Raw genomic sequence first — 15,667 nt, 5'->3', positions numbered from 1 at the left:
CGATTTTCAGGTAGCCTTTACAAGCAGCAGCCCCAACTACAACGGCTCGATTTCCACCGCTTCGCCCGCCGCCTCGCCCAGCACTTCGTTCAACATGGCGAAAAAACTGCTGCCGTCGCGGGTGGAGCGCCATTCGCCCTCGCGCAGGGCGAAGTGGTAGCCGCCGCTTTTGGCAGCAATCCACAGTTCCTGGTTCGGCGTGTGGCGGTTGACGATAATCTGCGTGCCGTTGTCGGCCTCAATGGTGAGCACATTGCCGTTGTGTTCGCAGTCGAAATCGGCACCGCATTGGTCGAGCTGGTCTTCGATGTGGGCAAACAACTGGTCGGAATAGCGCAAAAATTCGGTTTCGTTCATGATGGTTTGTGCACCGCGGCTTTTTTGTTTAAGATGCGCCATCTTGCCACAGCCGCCTGTTTCAGGCAATTTCGAGTTGATGTGATGATGCGAACCCTGCTCCCCGCCCTCGCCGCCGCCCTGCTTTTGAGCGCCTGCGGCTATAAAGGCGACCTCTACCTGCCCAAAGAAAGCGACCGCGCCCGCTTCGCCCCCGTGCAAACCGGCCTGCAATTCAGCCCCATCGCGCCGATGCCCGATGTGGCGCCGCAACCGCTGCCTTCGAGTGAATAACCATGTCTTTATATTGCGAAAACGTCTCCCTCAACGCATTGGCCGAGGAGTTTGGCACCCCGTTGTATGTGTATAGCCAGGCTGCGCTTACTGCAGCCTATGAAAACTATGCCTCCGCCTTTGACGGGCTTAGTCCTTTGCTGTGTTACGCAGTGAAGGCTAATGGGAATCTGAGTATTTTGCGCCATTTTGCCGGTTTGGGCTGTGGATTCGACATCGTATCCGGCGGGGAACTGGCTCGTGTGCTGGCCGCCGGCGGCCGTGCCGACCAAACCATTTTCTCCGGCGTGGGCAAAAGCCGCGCTGAAATGATGTATGCGCTGGAGGCCGGCATCAAGTGCTTCAATGTGGAAAGTCTGCCCGAGCTAGGCCAACTCAACGCCGCTGCAGCCGAATGCGGCATTGTGGCGCCCGTTTCTCTGCGCATCAACCCCGATGTGGACGCGCAAACCCACCCCTATATTTCCACCGGTTTGAAAGCCAACAAATTCGGTATTGCCATGGAAGATGCAGAAGCTGCCTACTACCACGCCGCCACCCTGCCGCACCTGCGCATTACCGGTATCGACTGCCACATCGGCTCTCAGCTCACCAACCTCTCACCGCTGGTGGAAGCCTGCGGGCGCTTGCTGGATCTGGCAGACCGCCTGGCTGCACAGGGCATTGAATTAGAACACATCGACCTAGGCGGCGGCGTTGGCATTGTTTATCACGATGAAACTGTGCCCGACCTATCTGCTTACGCCCAAGCCGTTCGTCATCTGCTTGGCAATCGGGCACTCTCACTCATCCTCGAGCCCGGGCGCAGCCTGGTTGGCAACGCCGGCCTGCTACTTACCCGCGTGGAGCGCGTAAAACGCAACGGCGACAAATATTTCGTGGTTGTCGATGCCGCTATGAACGACCTGATGCGCCCGGCGCTCTATCAGGCCTACCATCACATCGACAACACCAACCCCCAACCCGGCAACACTTTTACCGCCGATGTAGTCGGCCCCGTGTGCGAAACCGGCGACTTTCTCGCTCAAAACCGCCGCATCGCCGCCCAAACCGGTGATCTTTTGGTGATACGCAGCGCCGGCGCCTACGCCGCCAGCATGGCCAGCAACTACAACACCCGCCCGCGCGCCGCCGAAGTATTGGTAAACGGCAGCGAATTCCGGCTTATCCGCCCACGCGAGCAGATTACCGAAATGCTGGAGCGGGAGCTGGCCTGTTTATAACTCCGTGATCGCTACCGGCAGATATATAGTGGATTAAATTTAAACCAGTACAGCGTTGTCTCGCCTTGCCGTAACGTGTGTACTGTCTGCGGCTCGCCGCCTTGTCCTGATTTTTGTTAATCCACTATACAAACAAAACGCCGCTGTTTATTTAGAATGGAGACGGCGGCGTTATTTTTCAGGTAGCCTCTTTCCTGCCGGAGGCTACCTGAAAATATACACTGCGGCGCTATTGCCTATCCCGCCGCTCCTGCCCGGCTTTACTTCTTCGGCGGCAGGATGCTGCCGGTTTCGGCAGCGCGTTCTTTCCAGATGGGCAGCCATTGGGCTACGCGCTCGCGACGTTTCTCGCTAATGGGACGAATCGTAGGAAAATCATCTTTAATAAACCGTTCCACATAATCAAAGTCCAGCAGGATGGCGCGGGCAATACAGTTGCCCAAGCCTTCGTAGGCATCATCCGTAGAGGGTGCGGGGAATTCGCCATAAATCGGATAACCGGCCAGAAACTCCTTTTCGTCCGGATTACTGAAATAACACTCCACCAAATCCAAACCCCGTTCAAAAAAATCGCGGATATAGGCTTCGGCATCAGGTAGGGTGTGCACCAGCTTTTGATAAATCATGCAATGGTTATGGGCATCCGGGCTAAGAATTAGCATACGGGCAGTCCATTTTGGTATATATGGATCTTGAAATCCTTCTTTTAAGATCTTGGTAACAGATTTATTAAAAACACGGACATTAGGCATTGCCGAAAGGTGCAATACCCAAGAAGGATCAATCCAAATCTCCGAATGTTTCAACGTTTTATTCTTAAAAACACTCGCCTTATATTCCCAGCCGGGATACTCCCCCGCCAAGCGAACGCAAAATTCTTTCACATCTGATTTATTCAACATACTGTCCCTTTCCGTTTTATAGTGGATTAACAAAAACCAGTACAGCGTTGGCTCGCCTTGCCGTAACGTGTGTACTGTCTGCGGCTCGCCGCCTTGTCCTGATTTTTGTTAATCCACTATATCCCATTGGTCTGCCCGCGTATTTTCCGCTGCGCTGAAGCCTGCGCTTTTCAGGTAGCCTTTCCCTGTTCCCGCCGATACGCTTCCTGCAAGGGCTTAATCCGCGCCAGCCTGTCGGCGGCGATGGCTTCGGCGATGCGTTGCGGTTGCTCGGCATGGGCGGCGGCGATGGCGGCGGTGTCGGTTTGCTGCGCGGCGGCGAGCAGGGCGAGCCAGTGTTCGCGTTGCGGGTAGGCGACGTGTTCGAAGCCGAGGCGGCCTTGCGCGTCGGCGCGGCACACGTTGAGCATGGCGGCGAAGCGTTCGGGGCGACGGTAGGCATCGGTTTGCTGCAAAATTTTGGCGGCGGTTTGCGGGCGCAATTCGGCCGCCTTGTGCAGCTGCCCGTGCCAGCGGCACACTTGCAAAGCCAAGTCGGCGCAGGCTTTGGGCACTTTCCAGCGCTGATTAACGGCCTGCACCAGCGGCACGCCGGCTTCCTCGTGGCCGTGGTGTGCGGGCAGGATTTCGGGCGCGGTGACGGCTTTGCCCAAATCGTGCAGCAGCGCGGCGTAGCGTTCGGGCAGGCTCAGGCCGGCATCGGCGGCGCTTTGCAGGGTGAGCAGGGTGTGGATGCCGCTGTCGATTTCGGGGTGGTAGTCTGCGCGCTGCGACACGCCGAACAAGGCTTCCACTTCGGGCAGCAGCACGGCGAGCGCGCCGCATTGGCGCAGCACTTCAATCATGCGCACCGGCCGCGCTTCCATCAGCCCGTGCGCAAACTCCTGCCACACTCGCTCGGCCACCAGCGCATCGGCTTCGCCGCTCTGCACCATATCCGCCATCAGGCGCAGGGTTTCGGGGGCTACCTGAAAACCGTAGCGGGCGGCAAACCGCGCGGTGCGCAAAATCCGCACCGGGTCTTCGGCGAAGGCGGGGGAAACGTGGCGCAATATGCCCGCGGCCAAATCGGCCTGCCCGCCGAAGGGGTCGATAATCTGCCCGGCCGCATCCTGCGCCATGGCGTTGATGGTGAGGTCGCGCCGTTGCAGGTCTTGCTCCAGGGTAACGTCCGGCTCGGCGTGGAAAGTGAAGCCGGCATAGCCGCGCCCGGTTTTGCGCTCGGTGCGCGCCAGGGCGTATTCCTCATGCGTTTCGGGGTGCAGGAACACCGGAAAATCCTTGCCCACCGGCTGATAGCCCGCCGCGAGCATGGCCGGCGCATCAGCGCCCACCACCACCCAATCGCGGTCTTTCACTTCCCGCCCCAACAAGGCATCGCGCACCGCGCCGCCCACCAGATAGGTTTCCATAATCGCTTTCTTGAATCGGCAAATATAGTGGATTAACAAAAATCAGGACAAGGCGGCGAGCCGCAGACAGTACACACTGTTACGGCAAGGCGAGCCAACGCCGTACTGGTTTTTGTTAATTCACTATACCCAAACAGGCAATAAAGGCTACCTGAATATTCAGGCAGCCTCCCGTTTACCCCAGCATCAGCCAGCCATACAGCTTAAACACCAGCCAGCCCAAAAACGCGCCGGCGGGCAAATCCATCAGATAATGCTGCTTGGTAAACATACAGGAAAGCGCAATCAACACCGGAAAGGCAAACGCCACCGCGCCCATTCTCGGGTAGGCATACATGGCCGTGAGCATCGCCACCGAAACGTGCATACTCGGGAAGCAGTTGGTGGATTGGTCGAACTTCTGCACAAACAGCAAAAACTTCTCCGAAGCCGTTTTGCCCGTGTTCACACTGCGCCAGTGCGGCGGCGTGGACACCGGCCACAGCCAGAAAAACATCATTTGCACAAACAGCAAAATCAAAAAGCTAAACGCCGTCATCACAAACTGGCGCGAATCCGCCATCAGCCAGTTTAAATACAAAATTGCCGGATAATACAAAAAGCTATACACCCACGACCACCAAGCCACAAACGGAATCTTCTCATCCAGCGGCGAATGCAGCACCTGCGCCGGCCGCAGCGGGTGGCGCTGGGTGAAAAAATAAAACTGATACGCCCCCACAATCAAAATCCCGCTCAATACCAAATTCACTACATAATCCACAGCAGTCATCTGCCGCCCCCTTATCGTGTAAAATGCTGTGAAGGCTAGCAATCGGCCACCCTTTTGTCAATTTATTAACATCGCCATCATGTTCAAAATCACTCCTATCCAAGCCCTTGCCGACAACTACATCTGGCTGCTCCAACAAGGCAACGAAGCCGTCTGCATCGACCCCGGCGATGCCGCCCCCGTAATAGGCTACCTGAAAGCCCACGGCCTGGCGCTGCAACAAATCTGGATTACCCACCACCACGCCGACCACACCGCCGGCCTGCCCGAGCTCATCCGCCAGTTCCCCGACTGCCACGTTTACGCCAACCACGACATCCCACACGCCACCCACACCGTAGGCGAAGGCAGTAGCTGGCCGCTCTGGCAAAGCCAAGTGAACGTTTGGCACACCCCCGGCCACACCCAAACCCACCTCAGCTACCTGTTGCAAGCAGGCGGGCAAGCCCGGCTCTTCTGCGGCGACACCCTCTTTTCCGCAGGCTGCGGCCGCGTTTTCGACGGCACCCCCACCCAACTCTTCGCCTCCCTGCAACGCATCAACAGGCTACCTGAAAAAACCCTGCTCTACCCTGCTCACGAATACACCGCCGCCAACCTGCGTTTTGCCGCGCACATCGAGCCGCACAATCCCCACATCGCCCCCAGCCTGGCCACCGCCGCGCACACGCCCACTCTGCCCGTCTCCCTCGCCCACGAGCGGCAAATCAACCCCTTCCTGCGCACCGCCGATTTTCAGGTAGCCGCCCGCACCGCCGAACTCGCCGGCCAAAGCCTGCATAGCGAAGAACAAGTCTTCACCGCCCTGCGCGAATTAAAAAACCATTTTTAACCCCGCGGCAGCTTGGCTGCGGAGATAAAAAGGCTACCTGAAAACGAGCTAGCGAGTTTCTGCGAAGCTAAATTTTTCAGGTAGCCTTTTAGCGGCAATCTTTCACCATCGCCATCTTATAGTGGATTAACAAAAATCAGGACAAGGCGGCGAGCCGCAGACAGTACACACGTTACGGCAAGGCGAGCATTTAAATTTAATTCACTATAATCAAGCTACATAGGCATGTTGGCGAAGAAGGCAGACGCAAACAAAGCCGCCCGTTGGATGACTTTGTATACACAACACCGACTACACGGAAGGCGTGGTCAGGATGGCTGCCGGATTAGGGGGAGCCGAAACAGTACCGCTTGCGGCACTGCCTTGGCCGTTGCCGAAAGCGGCCATGGCATGGGTCAGTGCCACCGCCTGTTGCGGAATGTGGGCAAATGCTGCCGATGTGCCCACGGAAGCGGCCGCCCTGCGGTGCCGCTTGAAGGGGCTATGGGAAGGCGGGAGTATGGTTGCGGGCTGTTGCGGCTGGAGGGGTGCCGTTGCAGCTTTTTTCGCGGCCCGGCGGCGTTTCCAGGAGAGGATGCCGGAAGAAACCTTATCTTCAGCCTTTTGTTTCCAAGAAGAATAGCTGTTTACCACTTGCTCCTTCCGTCTGCTGAAAACAGACAGGCGCCGTTTGGCCTTAACCGGCTTGGGCGGCACAACCGGAGCGGGGGCAACGGAGTAGGCGGGATTGTCGGGCAACATCGGCGGGATCTGTCCGCCGGTATTGCTCGGGTTTGTCGGCAAAACCGGCGTTTCCGTAGGAATCGGATGGTTTGGCTCGGCCGGAGGCGTTGCCGGTGCGGCATTGGCGGGTGGGTTGCCCGGATTGTTAGGCGGCAGCGGTGTTAGAGGCTGCTCCGTATTGCTCGGGTTGGTGGGCAAAATCGGGGTTTCCGGCAGATCCGGATTAACGGAAGGCTCCTGCGGTTTGGTTTCGGCCGGAAGGTCTGGCAAGGCAGGGGTTTCAGGTAGCCTTGGATTCGGGGTTTCCGGCTTGGGTTGGGCGGCGGGCGGTTCGGGTTGTTGGGCAGGAAGGTTCAATCCGAGCGTGCCATTGGCAAAATTGCGCACGGTAATGCCGTTTTGCCAGCCGTCTACGGCAACATGCAGTTCGCTGCCGGTTTGGCTCAGGCTGAAACGGCCGCTGCGCCAGCCGCCATCCTGCCGCTGCCAAGTTAGGCCGTCCAATGCCGTGCCGTCAATCACAATGCGGCCTTGGCCGTCCGCATCGTCAATCGTATCGAGATCGCCGCCATATTTCAGGTCGGCTTCATTGAAAAGGTAAGTGTCGAAGCCGGTGCCGCCATACAGCGTATCGCTGCCCCGGCCGCCGATCAGCGTGTCTGCTCCGCCGCCGCCATACAGGGTATCGTTATCGTCGCCGCCGTCCAGGTAATCGTCTCCGGCAACAGACAGATCCCGGTTGTCGTCTCCCCACAAGATATCGTTACCGGATTCACCGTAAAGGAAATCGTTGCCGTCTTGGCCGATAATCAGGTCGTTACCGTATCCGCCGTATAAATAGTCGGCACCGCCGCCTGCAGCCAGCCGGTGGTCTTCATTGATGGCAGGGATGGGCGAAGAGAAGGCATAGTCGCCCTTTTCGTGGTCGATGGAAACCGTCCATTTGTCCATATCCGGATGAGAGCGGGAGGCGGCATTGGACACCCGGTGTTCCCATTTGCCATTCGAATAATTATGTTCCATGCCCACCCGGGGGGTATGGTAAGAAGGCGGGGCAACATGACCGATACCGCCGATGCCGGAGCCCGGGCCGTATTCGGGGCCGGTGATCGTGCCTTCCTGGTAAACAGTCAGGCTGCGGCTGGCAAGGCGGTAGAGCGCATCGCCGAGGATAACGTCATCGCCCGCACCGCCGTAAACGGTATCGCCGCCCTCGCTGCCGGCCAAAAGATCATTGGCTATGCTGCCGTAGATTTTATCGTCGCCCAAACCGCCGCTGGCCAAATCGCCCGCTTCGCCGCTGCCGGCAGTGAGCAGGTGCTCGCCCACCTCGCCGGTGTGGATGATGTCGTCGCCGGCCATACCCACCACCACGTCGCGGCCTGCGCCGCCCACCAGGAAATCGCGGTCTTCCGCCTGCTGTTCGGCGGTGCGGCCGGTGCCGGCGATTACGCCCGGGCTGCCGTTGATGTAGTCGGAGCCTGAGCCGCCGTAGATGGTGTCCGCGCCATAGCTGCCGTAGATGCGGTCGTTACCCGCACCGGCATCAATGCGGGCGGCTTGGGCGCCGTTAGCAAACACCAAATCGTCCCTACTGCCGCCGATGATGCTGAAGCGCTGTTGCCCGGAGAGGTTGAAGGTGTTGTAGAGATTGGCTTCGCCGGCATAGGCAACGGTATCGAGGAAAGGCCGCTCTTCGGTGGGGACGGCATCGGCCAGGGTGATGCCTAGAAGGGAGAGGCTGCCGTCGGTACCGGCTGCAGCTTGGGTAAAGAAGTTTTGAATGGTGGCGCTGTCGCCATCGGCACTGACTTTCAAATCATTGCCTTGCCTGATGGCTTGCATGCCCTCGCTGCGCCAAACACCGTCTTGGTCGGCGATGCGTTCAAAATGGCCGGCGGTTTTGCTGTTTTTAAAGACCAATTTGCCTTTTCCGTCGCTGTCGAACACAGTGTCTTCGTCTTCGATATGGTAGGTATCGAAGCCGATGCCACCTTCCATGTGGTCGCTGCCGCCCAGACCTTTGAGTGTATCGTCGCCGGCCAGGCCGTAGAGGCGGTCGTTTTTACTGCCTCCGGTCAATTCTCCCTTATCATCGTTTTGATTGGTACCAAAGGAGATATGCTGCTTCGCCGATTCGGGCATATTTTTATAGTTAATGTCGAGCTGTAATCCCTTGCCGCCGTTGGCGGAGAAATCTTCATACAGCACATCATCCATATTTCTCAGAGCATGTGCCATTTCAGGCGAATTGATTAAGCCGAATGCGCCGAAACGCTTGCCGTAGGCAGTCTTTTCAGAGTCGAATTCGTTCATTAGGCCGAGCATATTGCTACGGTCTTTCAGGTAGCCTTCTGTCATGCCGTTCGGATTATTGGCAGAGTACAGATCTAATTCTCGATTAGTATTGTATGCTTGGTAATCGATACTACCGAATACAGCAAACGGGTTCAGGTTCAACAGTGCATAGCGATAGGCCATTCCCTCTTCATTATTAAGGAGCGCTCTATGATCTAATGGATCGGATTTTTTCACGGTAATACTCTCCAATACGGGTTTGGAGCCGTCTTTACCGGTAAAGATTTGGTAATGCTGCTGCATATGTGCGGCCATTTGTGCAGCATCGGTCAAACCGTCGGCATCGTGCGAGCCGCTGAACAGCGCATACAGCTTTTTATACACAGACAGCACCCTGCCGAAATTCATTTCCTGATAATCGTTGCTGCCGAACAAGGTGCCGATGGTTTCATCGTCCAAGGTCTTGCTGCCGGTGCTGCGGAAACGGGTGCCCAGGATGTGGATGAAGCCGATAGCGGTATCCAGTTCGTTACCGCTGAGGTGGCCGAGTACGGCGGGGATTGTTTTGTCTGCTGCGTTGACAAACCAATCCATTTCGTAAAGTTCTTTGCCGAATAGCTGCTTAGAAACATCAGAGAATACCCATTTTGAAAAATGATAAACCGCTTCATATTCCAAACTGAGAATAATCCCTGTCACTCCTCCTCTTACTGCACCGCCCAGCAGTGAGGCGGTCGGACGAGCAATTGTGGCATTCAGCAGGGTTCGTAATCCTTGGAAATAACCCTTGGCGGCGGGCGGATTGGCAAAGGGCTCCAGCAACCCCAGCCAGTTGCCCACCGAAGCTTGCAGCTCCTGCTCGGTGCGGTGGGTTTTGCCGCTGAATAGGTCGTCATGCAGCAGTTTGACAAATAAAGCACCATTGAAAAAATGGTTCATTGCCCCGGAAAAGTTGCTGCCATAGGAAGACAAATCATATTCCAAGGTGCTGACCAGATTGTTCAGAATGCGGCTGCCGTCTTTGCTGGCCATTGTACTGCGCAATTGGGAATGATGCTCGGTATATTCGAGAAGAGTGCGGTAAGCGTCGCCCGCACCGCTTTGCAGCTTCTGTCTGGTTTGCAGCAAGCGTTCGCGCAGGGCTGGCGATAACTCGGTGCCGCTGTTGATCATTTTATCCCACTCCGGCAGCATGTCGTTCAAGGTTTTATAACGCACGGCGGCATCGATGGCGGCCGTATAATCATCGGTTAATCCCTTGGTTAGAACGGAGGAAAGTTGTTTGCCTTTCAACAGGGCGCTGCGGATCATGCCTTCGCCGAGTATCTGCGGCCCCAGCCGGAATACATTGCTGAGCAGGTATTGATCGACGGTAGGGGTGGTATTGGGGTCGGACGGGTTCCACAGTGTATCGTTTCCCAAAGTGCGCTGGGCGACTTTTTCTTTAAGAATATCGAAAACCCCACGGGTTGAAGCCTCATTCGTAGAACGGTTCTTTACATCTTCAGACATTATTAGACCTCTTGCGAAAATATTCATCCCATCGCATTAACCAGTCCTGCAATCAGATTTGCCCTTAACCCGAACCGTTTCCGCCTGTTGCGGTAAGGCAGCGACAATATTTTGAATATCTTCAGTTTCCTGTTGATGTGCTCGATGACGGTTCTGAGTTTGCCTAACCGCCTGTTCGCCTCTTTATCCTGTTTGTCCGGCGGATGACGTTTGGATTTCTTTTTCGGGGTCTGTAATCCGGTTTTGGCCAATCCTTGATAACCCTTATCCGCAATGACTATTTTGTAGGGATAAAGCTCTGCAAGGTGCCTCTTGGCTAAACGCATGTCATGCCGGGCACCCATCCCCGTCCGGATGCTGATGATTTTTTCCGTTTCCCTGCCGTATATGACCCGGATTTTAACCGTGTGCCGCCTTTTCTTGCCGCTGTAATACTGCCGCTGTTTTTTTGGGACGTTCAATCGGGCTTTCGGTAACGTCAATGATGACCGTTTGGTCGCCCGGATTCTTGTGCTTTGGCAGGGAGAAGCGTTTGCAACGGATGAGGGCGTCCTCGGTTTTACGGATGGTGCGGCAGACATTACTTTCGGAAAGGCCGTAGATGGCGGCCAATTCGAGTTGGGTATGGTAATGGCGCAGATAGCTTAGGGTAAGCAGCAGTTGGTCTGCCAAACCGAGCGTATGCGGCCTGCCCGACTTGACCTTCCGGCTTTCTGCTTCTGTGGTGACTTGCAGCATTTCGTGAAAAAGGACGGGCGTTACACCTGTGAGCCGTTTGAATTCCCTGTCGCTTCTTTGGATGAGGTTTTCGTATTTCATTTGGGAATTGTAAATCTTCAGGATACTTTCGCAAGAGGTCTATTCTGGCGTATTTACACTGTTGCCAATACATACTCCCAATCCTCGGCTTTTCGATATTTGAGTGCAGAATTTCCATATTTGCTTTAAGATAAACACCCAATCTCGCACTTGCCAATGACCGGATTACAGAATGATGCAAGGCGCGGGTAGCCAGGCAAAATTATCTACAGATTAAACGGCGGCAAACGCCTTTGCCTAATTTTCCGAATTTATTGATCGAGAGGATACCGAATATGTTGTTCATGCTGATGGCCTCCGATGTGGCCGACTCCACTGAAGCCAGATTAGCTGCCCGCAGCGCTCACTTGGCCAGACTGGAAAAGCTGGCCGAAGCCGGCCGGCTGGTTTTGGCCGGCCCCTGCCCCTTACCCGAGGGCGAAACCGGCTTTTCAGGTAGCCTTATCGTGGCAGACTTTGCCTCTTTAGACGAAGCTGAAGAATGGGCGGGGCAAGACCCCTATGTGGAAGCAGGCGTATATGCCGAAATCCTCATTCGCCCGTTTAAGAAAGTGTTGCCTGCATGAGCGCGCAAACCATCCGTCAGCGTTTGGAAGCCGCCTTTTCTCCCAGCTTGCTCGAACTGGCCGATGAGAGTCATTTGCACATCGGCCACGCCGGCAACCAAGGCGGCGGACATTACCGGGTTCATATCGTCAGCCCCAAATTTGCCGGCATGAACCGCGTTGCCCGCCAACGTACCATCCAACAGGCACTGCACGATTTATACCCCTCCCAAATCCACGCACTGAGCATCCGTGCGCAAACACCGGAAGAATACCAGCCGGGAAATCCTTTATAATCCGACTATAACCATTTTGAACTTGAGGACGACAACATGAAACAAACTTCACTCGCACTACTGCTGGCCACTGCTTTGGCTGCCGCCCCGCTGGCTGCTCAAACTGTTGTAACCGTAAACAATACCCGCATCGACAGCTCCGCAATCGACCAGCAGGTGAAGATTATTAACGAACAGAGCAACGGTCAGGTGGCCGATACGCCGGAACTGCGTGAAAACATCGCCCGCCGCCTCGTTACCCGCGAACTGATGATTCAAGAATCACGCCGCCTGCGCCTAAACGAAAGCCCCGAATTCAAACAAATCATCGAACGTGCCCGCACCGATGCCCGCACCAGTGGCGAAGACCGCAAACCCACCTTCCGCCAAGATTGGGAAACCTTTGAAGGCAACGTAACCGCCCAAGCCCTGGTGGCGCACATCCTGCGCTCTAATCCTGTAACCGAAGCCCAAGTTCAGCAGGCTTATCAGGAAATCACCAACCGCTATCGCGGCACGCAGGAAGTAAAACTTGGCGAAATCATCCTCAACAACCGCGATAACGCCCAAAAAGCCGTGGCCGACCTCCGACGCGGCCGCCGCTTTACCGATGTGGCCCGCCAATACACCATCGACACGCCAAGTCGCGCCAATGGCGGCATCAGCCCTACTTTCACTCCGCTGAAAGATTTGGAAGAAGGCGCGCCTATGGTGTATAACGCCGTGAAATCGCTTGGCCAGGGCAAATTCACCGAAACCCCGGTGGAAAGCAACGGCATTTTCGCCATCTTCTATATGGAAGCCAAACGCCCCGTGCGCGTGCCTCCGTTTGCCCAACTGAAACCGCAAATCCAACAAGATTTGCAAAACCTGCTAATCGAGCAAGAAATTGCCCGCCTCTATCAGCAGGCCAATATCCACTAAACACTTAAGCATTATAGTGGATTAACAAAAATCAGGACAAGGCGGCGAGTCGCAGACAGTACACACGTTACGGCAAGGCGAGCCAACGCTGTACTGGTTTAAATTTAATTCACTATATCTGGATTAGAGAAGGCTACCTGAAATAATCAGGTAGCCTTTTAATCATGTCCGAACGCTTACAGGAAAATGCGGCAAAAGTCTTTGAGCAGGTTGGCCAGAAACACAGTGAAGCGTATACCCGCTACGCCGTCGATCACGCGGTGGTCGAACGATAGGCTCAAGAGGCACATCAGGCACGGCTTGCAGAAAGAACCGTCCCACACTGATTCCATCTATAGTGGATTAACAAAAATCAGGACAGCGTTGTCTCGCCTTGCCGTAACGTGTGTACTGTCTGCGACTCGCCGCCTTGTCCTGATTTTTGTTAATCCACTATAGAAAAGGCTACCTGAAATAATCAGGTAGCCTTTTAATCATGCCCAAACGCTTACAGGGAAATGCGGCGGAAGTCTTTGAGCAGGTTGGCTAGGAACACGGTGAAGCGCATGCCGGCTGCGCCGTCGATCACGCGGTGGTCGAACGACAGGGAGAGCGGGCACATCAGGCGGGCTTCGAAATCGGAGCCGTTCCATACCGGTTTCATCTGTGATTTGCACACGCCCAAGATGGCTACTTCGGGGGCATTCACAATCGGGGTGAAGCCGGTGCCGCCGATGCCGCCCAAGCTGGAAATGGTGAAGCAGGCGCCCTGCATTTCCTGCGGTTTGAGCTTGCCTTCGCGGGCTTTTTTGCTCAATTCGCCCAGCTCGATGCTGATTTCTTTAAGGCCTTTTTTGTCCACATCTTTAATCACAGGCACCACCAAGCCGTTGGGGGTGTCGGCGGCAAAGCCGATATGGAAGTATTTTTTCAACACCAGGTTGTCGCCGTCGAGCGAAGAGTTGAACTCGGGGAAGGCTTTGAGCGCGGCCACGCTGGCTTTGATGATGAAGGCCAGGGGCGAGAGTTTCACGCCTTCGCGCTCCCACTCTTTGTTGAGCTGTTTGCGGAAGCTTTCCAGCTCGGTCATGTCGGCTTCGTCGTGTACGGTAACGTGCGGAATCATTACCCAGTTGCGCGACAGGTTTTGGCCGGAAATCTTCTTGATGCGGCTGAGCTCTTTCACTTCGACTTCGCCGAATTTGGCGAAATCCACTTTCGGCCACGGCAACAAATCCAAACCGCCGCCCAAAGAAGCACCGGCAGCTGCAGGTTTGCCTGCACCGCCCTGCATGGCGGCTTTAACGAAGGCTTTGATGTCGTCTTTGGTGATGCGGCCTTTGTTGCCACTGCCTTTCACCAGGCTCAAATCCACGCCCAGCTCGCGCGCCAGTTTGCGGGCTGAGGGGCCGGCGTGGGCTTTGGCAAAACCGGCTTCGTTCACGGGTGCGCTGCCATAGGCGGCGGTAGCCGGAGCGGCAGGTGCAGCGGGGGCTGGAGCCGGGGCGGCAGCAGGTGCGGGAGCGGCTTTGGGCGCTTCGGCGGCAGCAGGAGCAGCAGCGGCAGGTGCGCCGGCAGCGGCCACGTCGATAATGATGCTGCCTTCAGACACCTTGTCGCCCACTTTGATGTGCACAGCGGTAACGATGCCGGCAGCGGTGCTGGGCACGTCCATGGTGGCTTTGTCGGTTTCCAGAGTAATCAGGGTGTCGTCCACAGCTACGGTGTCGCCCACTTTCACTTCTACGGCAATCACGTCCACATCGGTGTGGCCGCCGATATCGGGCACGGCTACCTGAACATTGGCGGCAGCAGCCGGGGCAGCGGGCGCAGCAGGTGCGGAAGCGGCTTCGGCTTTGGGCGCAGCAGCCGGAGCGGCAGCGGCGCCTGCACCGGCAGCTTCCACCAGCACAATCACATCACCTTCGGAAACTTTGTCGCCGACTTTCACTTTCACTTCTTTCACCACACCGGCGGCATCGGCCGGCACATCCATGGTGGCTTTGTCGGTTTCCAGGGTAATCAGGGTGTCGTCCAGCGCGATGGTGTCGCCCACTTTGACTTCCACGGCAATAATATCTACATTTTCGTGTCCGCCAATATCGGGGACTTTGATTTCTACAATACTCATAAGAGTTCCTTTTGGTATTCGGTTGGATTGGTTAATTAACGCCTTCTTCGGCAGCTGACCGCATCTTGCAATTCCACCGGCTTCAGTTCGCCCTGCGTGCCGACTTCATATACGGCCACGGCACAACGTCCGCCTTGCAGGCCGATCACTTCGTAATCATGCCCGGCTTGGGGCACGAATGAAGCCATGCGGGTGTTGCACGAGCCTTCGTGTTGGATGACGGTTACGCTTGGGCTCGTCATCGCATTCCGCAAGTCGATATAGGCAGCCTGCACGTTCACGGCTTTGCCGGCCGGCACGGCAAATTCGCGGAAAAATGCCCGCGAGAGAACGCCGTTCATTTGTCCGATGTTTTTGCTGTGTTCGGTTTCGGCTATGCCCAAACTATGGCTTCTGGCCGTACCGGCAAGCGAACCGAACGCATCGCCCAAACTGCCGCCCACATTCACTTTGTGGCCGCGGCGGGCTTGACGATCGTCGGCTTCGCAGTCGATGCCGCTCACCATGATGGTGGGCTTTTGGTTTTGGCCGTAAAGGCGCACGCGTGCTTGGGTGCTGCTGTCGTAGCTGGTGCTGTCTTCCTGCACCACCGGCGCATTGGAAGCGCAGGCGGCCAGTAAGGCAACGGAGCATGCAACGAATAAGGGTTTCATTTTCTTCCTTTTCTGCTTTTTCAGGTAGCCTCTGCCG

General features: G+C 56.1%; 14 protein-coding genes and 1 pseudogene. 6 read left to right on the top strand and 9 right to left on the bottom strand.

Annotation, left to right across the window (positions count from 1 at the left end; genetic code table 11):
• Window positions 1-36 precede the first annotated feature (36 nt).
• The gene (gene cyaY / locus ELB75_RS04535) at window positions 37-360 is read right to left on the bottom strand and encodes an iron donor protein CyaY (protein WP_206501502.1); all 324 of its coding nucleotides are present in this window, start codon (window positions 358-360) and stop codon (window positions 37-39) included.
• Between the two features lie 84 nt (window positions 361-444).
• On the opposite strand from cyaY, the gene lptM reads away from it, so the two are divergent.
• Complete coding sequence (gene lptM / locus ELB75_RS04530; protein WP_164726913.1) at window positions 445-630, top strand: LPS translocon maturation chaperone LptM; 186 nt, start codon at window positions 445-447, stop codon at window positions 628-630.
• 2 nt (window positions 631-632) lie between these two features.
• Window positions 633-1,853, top strand: coding sequence for a diaminopimelate decarboxylase (lysA, locus tag ELB75_RS04525; protein ID WP_126982902.1), 1,221 nt, complete (start codon window positions 633-635; stop codon window positions 1,851-1,853).
• Window positions 1,854-2,113: 260 nt separating this feature from the next.
• Here lysA and ELB75_RS04520 read toward each other — a convergent pair whose 3' ends face one another.
• The 3 genes from ELB75_RS04520 to ELB75_RS04510 form a co-directional block, all read right to left on the bottom strand.
• On the bottom strand, window positions 2,114-2,755 hold the full coding sequence (locus ELB75_RS04520; RefSeq protein WP_126982901.1) for a hypothetical protein: 642 nt from the start codon (window positions 2,753-2,755) through the stop codon (window positions 2,114-2,116).
• A 170-nt stretch (window positions 2,756-2,925) separates the two neighbouring features.
• Window positions 2,926-4,167, bottom strand: a complete 1,242-nt coding sequence (locus ELB75_RS04515; RefSeq protein WP_126982900.1) for a multifunctional CCA addition/repair protein — start codon at window positions 4,165-4,167, stop codon at window positions 2,926-2,928.
• A 175-nt stretch (window positions 4,168-4,342) separates the two neighbouring features.
• Complete coding sequence (locus ELB75_RS04510; RefSeq protein WP_126984201.1) at window positions 4,343-4,939, bottom strand: phosphatase PAP2 family protein; 597 nt, start codon at window positions 4,937-4,939, stop codon at window positions 4,343-4,345.
• A gap of 79 nt (window positions 4,940-5,018) precedes the next feature.
• On the opposite strand from ELB75_RS04510, the gene gloB reads away from it, so the two are divergent.
• The gene (gene gloB, locus ELB75_RS04505; protein ID WP_126982899.1) at window positions 5,019-5,771 is read left to right on the top strand and encodes a hydroxyacylglutathione hydrolase; all 753 of its coding nucleotides are present in this window, start codon (window positions 5,019-5,021) and stop codon (window positions 5,769-5,771) included.
• 291 nt (window positions 5,772-6,062) lie between these two features.
• On the opposite strand, the gene ELB75_RS04500 is transcribed toward gloB, so the two are convergent.
• Together ELB75_RS04500 and ELB75_RS04495 are read right to left on the bottom strand one after the other, a co-directional pair.
• On the bottom strand, window positions 6,063-10,214 hold the full coding sequence (locus tag ELB75_RS04500) for a hypothetical protein (protein WP_164726804.1): 4,152 nt from the start codon (window positions 10,212-10,214) through the stop codon (window positions 6,063-6,065).
• 113 nt (window positions 10,215-10,327) lie between these two features.
• A protein-coding gene (locus ELB75_RS04495; RefSeq protein ID WP_126982866.1) for an IS5 family transposase occupies window positions 10,328-11,123 on the bottom strand; the annotation gives its coding sequence in 2 pieces (ribosomal slippage) (window positions 10,328-10,756 and window positions 10,758-11,123; 795 coding nt in all).
• A gap of 275 nt (window positions 11,124-11,398) precedes the next feature.
• Between ELB75_RS04495 and ELB75_RS04490 the strand changes: the two genes are divergently transcribed.
• From ELB75_RS04490 to ELB75_RS04480, 3 genes are read left to right on the top strand one after another with little or no spacing between them, the layout of a single operon-like run.
• The gene (locus ELB75_RS04490) at window positions 11,399-11,689 is read left to right on the top strand and encodes a YciI family protein (RefSeq protein WP_003824304.1); all 291 of its coding nucleotides are present in this window, start codon (window positions 11,399-11,401) and stop codon (window positions 11,687-11,689) included.
• Window positions 11,686-11,964, top strand: a complete 279-nt coding sequence (locus ELB75_RS04485; RefSeq protein WP_126982897.1) for a BolA family protein — start codon at window positions 11,686-11,688, stop codon at window positions 11,962-11,964. Before ELB75_RS04490 ends, ELB75_RS04485 begins: the two co-directional genes overlap by 4 nt.
• A 36-nt stretch (window positions 11,965-12,000) precedes the next feature.
• Window positions 12,001-12,867, top strand: a complete 867-nt coding sequence (locus tag ELB75_RS04480; protein ID WP_126982896.1) for a peptidyl-prolyl cis-trans isomerase — start codon at window positions 12,001-12,003, stop codon at window positions 12,865-12,867.
• Window positions 12,868-13,043: 176 nt separating this feature from the next.
• Here the strand turns inward: ELB75_RS04480 and ELB75_RS04475 are convergent.
• The 3 genes and pseudogenes from ELB75_RS04475 to ELB75_RS04465 all read right to left on the bottom strand — a co-directional run.
• Window positions 13,044-13,199: pseudogene (locus ELB75_RS04475) on the bottom strand (2-oxo acid dehydrogenase subunit E2); the annotation flags it as partial.
• Window positions 13,200-13,354: 155 nt separating this feature from the next.
• Window positions 13,355-14,977 (bottom strand): dihydrolipoyllysine-residue acetyltransferase, encoded by a 1,623-nt coding sequence (gene aceF, locus ELB75_RS04470; protein WP_126982894.1) that lies wholly within the window; start codon window positions 14,975-14,977, stop codon window positions 13,355-13,357.
• A gap of 35 nt (window positions 14,978-15,012) precedes the next feature.
• Window positions 15,013-15,630, bottom strand: coding sequence for a hypothetical protein (locus ELB75_RS04465; protein ID WP_126982893.1), 618 nt, complete (start codon window positions 15,628-15,630; stop codon window positions 15,013-15,015).
• Window positions 15,631-15,667: the final 37 nt, after the last annotated feature.

The sequence above is a fragment of the Eikenella corrodens genome (genome assembly GCF_003990355.1).
In the GTDB taxonomy this organism is placed as follows: Bacteria; Pseudomonadota; Gammaproteobacteria; order Burkholderiales; family Neisseriaceae; genus Eikenella; species Eikenella corrodens_B.
The sequence above is the reverse complement of the archived record's forward strand: the minus strand, read 5'-3'. Positions and strand labels throughout refer to the sequence as shown.

Bases quoted from the DNA above. Each gene is read 5' to 3' on its own strand.
- lptM (WP_164726913.1), top strand. From the start codon at position 445: ATGCGAACCCTGCTCCCCGCCCTCGCCGCCGCCCTGCTTTTGAGCGCC.
- lysA (WP_126982902.1), top strand. From the start codon at position 633: ATGTCTTTATATTGCGAAAACGTCTCCCTCAACGCATTGGCCGAGGAG.
- ELB75_RS04520 (WP_126982901.1), bottom strand. From the start codon at position 2,755: ATGTTGAATAAATCAGATGTGAAAGAATTTTGCGTTCGCTTGGCGGGG.
- ELB75_RS04515 (WP_126982900.1), bottom strand. From the start codon at position 4,167: ATGGAAACCTATCTGGTGGGCGGCGCGGTGCGCGATGCCTTGTTGGGG.
- ELB75_RS04510 (WP_126984201.1), bottom strand. From the start codon at position 4,939: ATGACTGCTGTGGATTATGTAGTGAATTTGGTATTGAGCGGGATTTTG.
- gloB (WP_126982899.1), top strand. From the start codon at position 5,019: ATGTTCAAAATCACTCCTATCCAAGCCCTTGCCGACAACTACATCTGG.
- ELB75_RS04490 (WP_003824304.1), top strand. From the start codon at position 11,399: ATGTTGTTCATGCTGATGGCCTCCGATGTGGCCGACTCCACTGAAGCC.
- ELB75_RS04485 (WP_126982897.1), top strand. From the start codon at position 11,686: ATGAGCGCGCAAACCATCCGTCAGCGTTTGGAAGCCGCCTTTTCTCCC.
- ELB75_RS04480 (WP_126982896.1), top strand. From the start codon at position 12,001: ATGAAACAAACTTCACTCGCACTACTGCTGGCCACTGCTTTGGCTGCC.
- aceF (WP_126982894.1), bottom strand. From the start codon at position 14,977: ATGAGTATTGTAGAAATCAAAGTCCCCGATATTGGCGGACACGAAAAT.
- ELB75_RS04465 (WP_126982893.1), bottom strand. From the start codon at position 15,630: ATGAAACCCTTATTCGTTGCATGCTCCGTTGCCTTACTGGCCGCCTGC.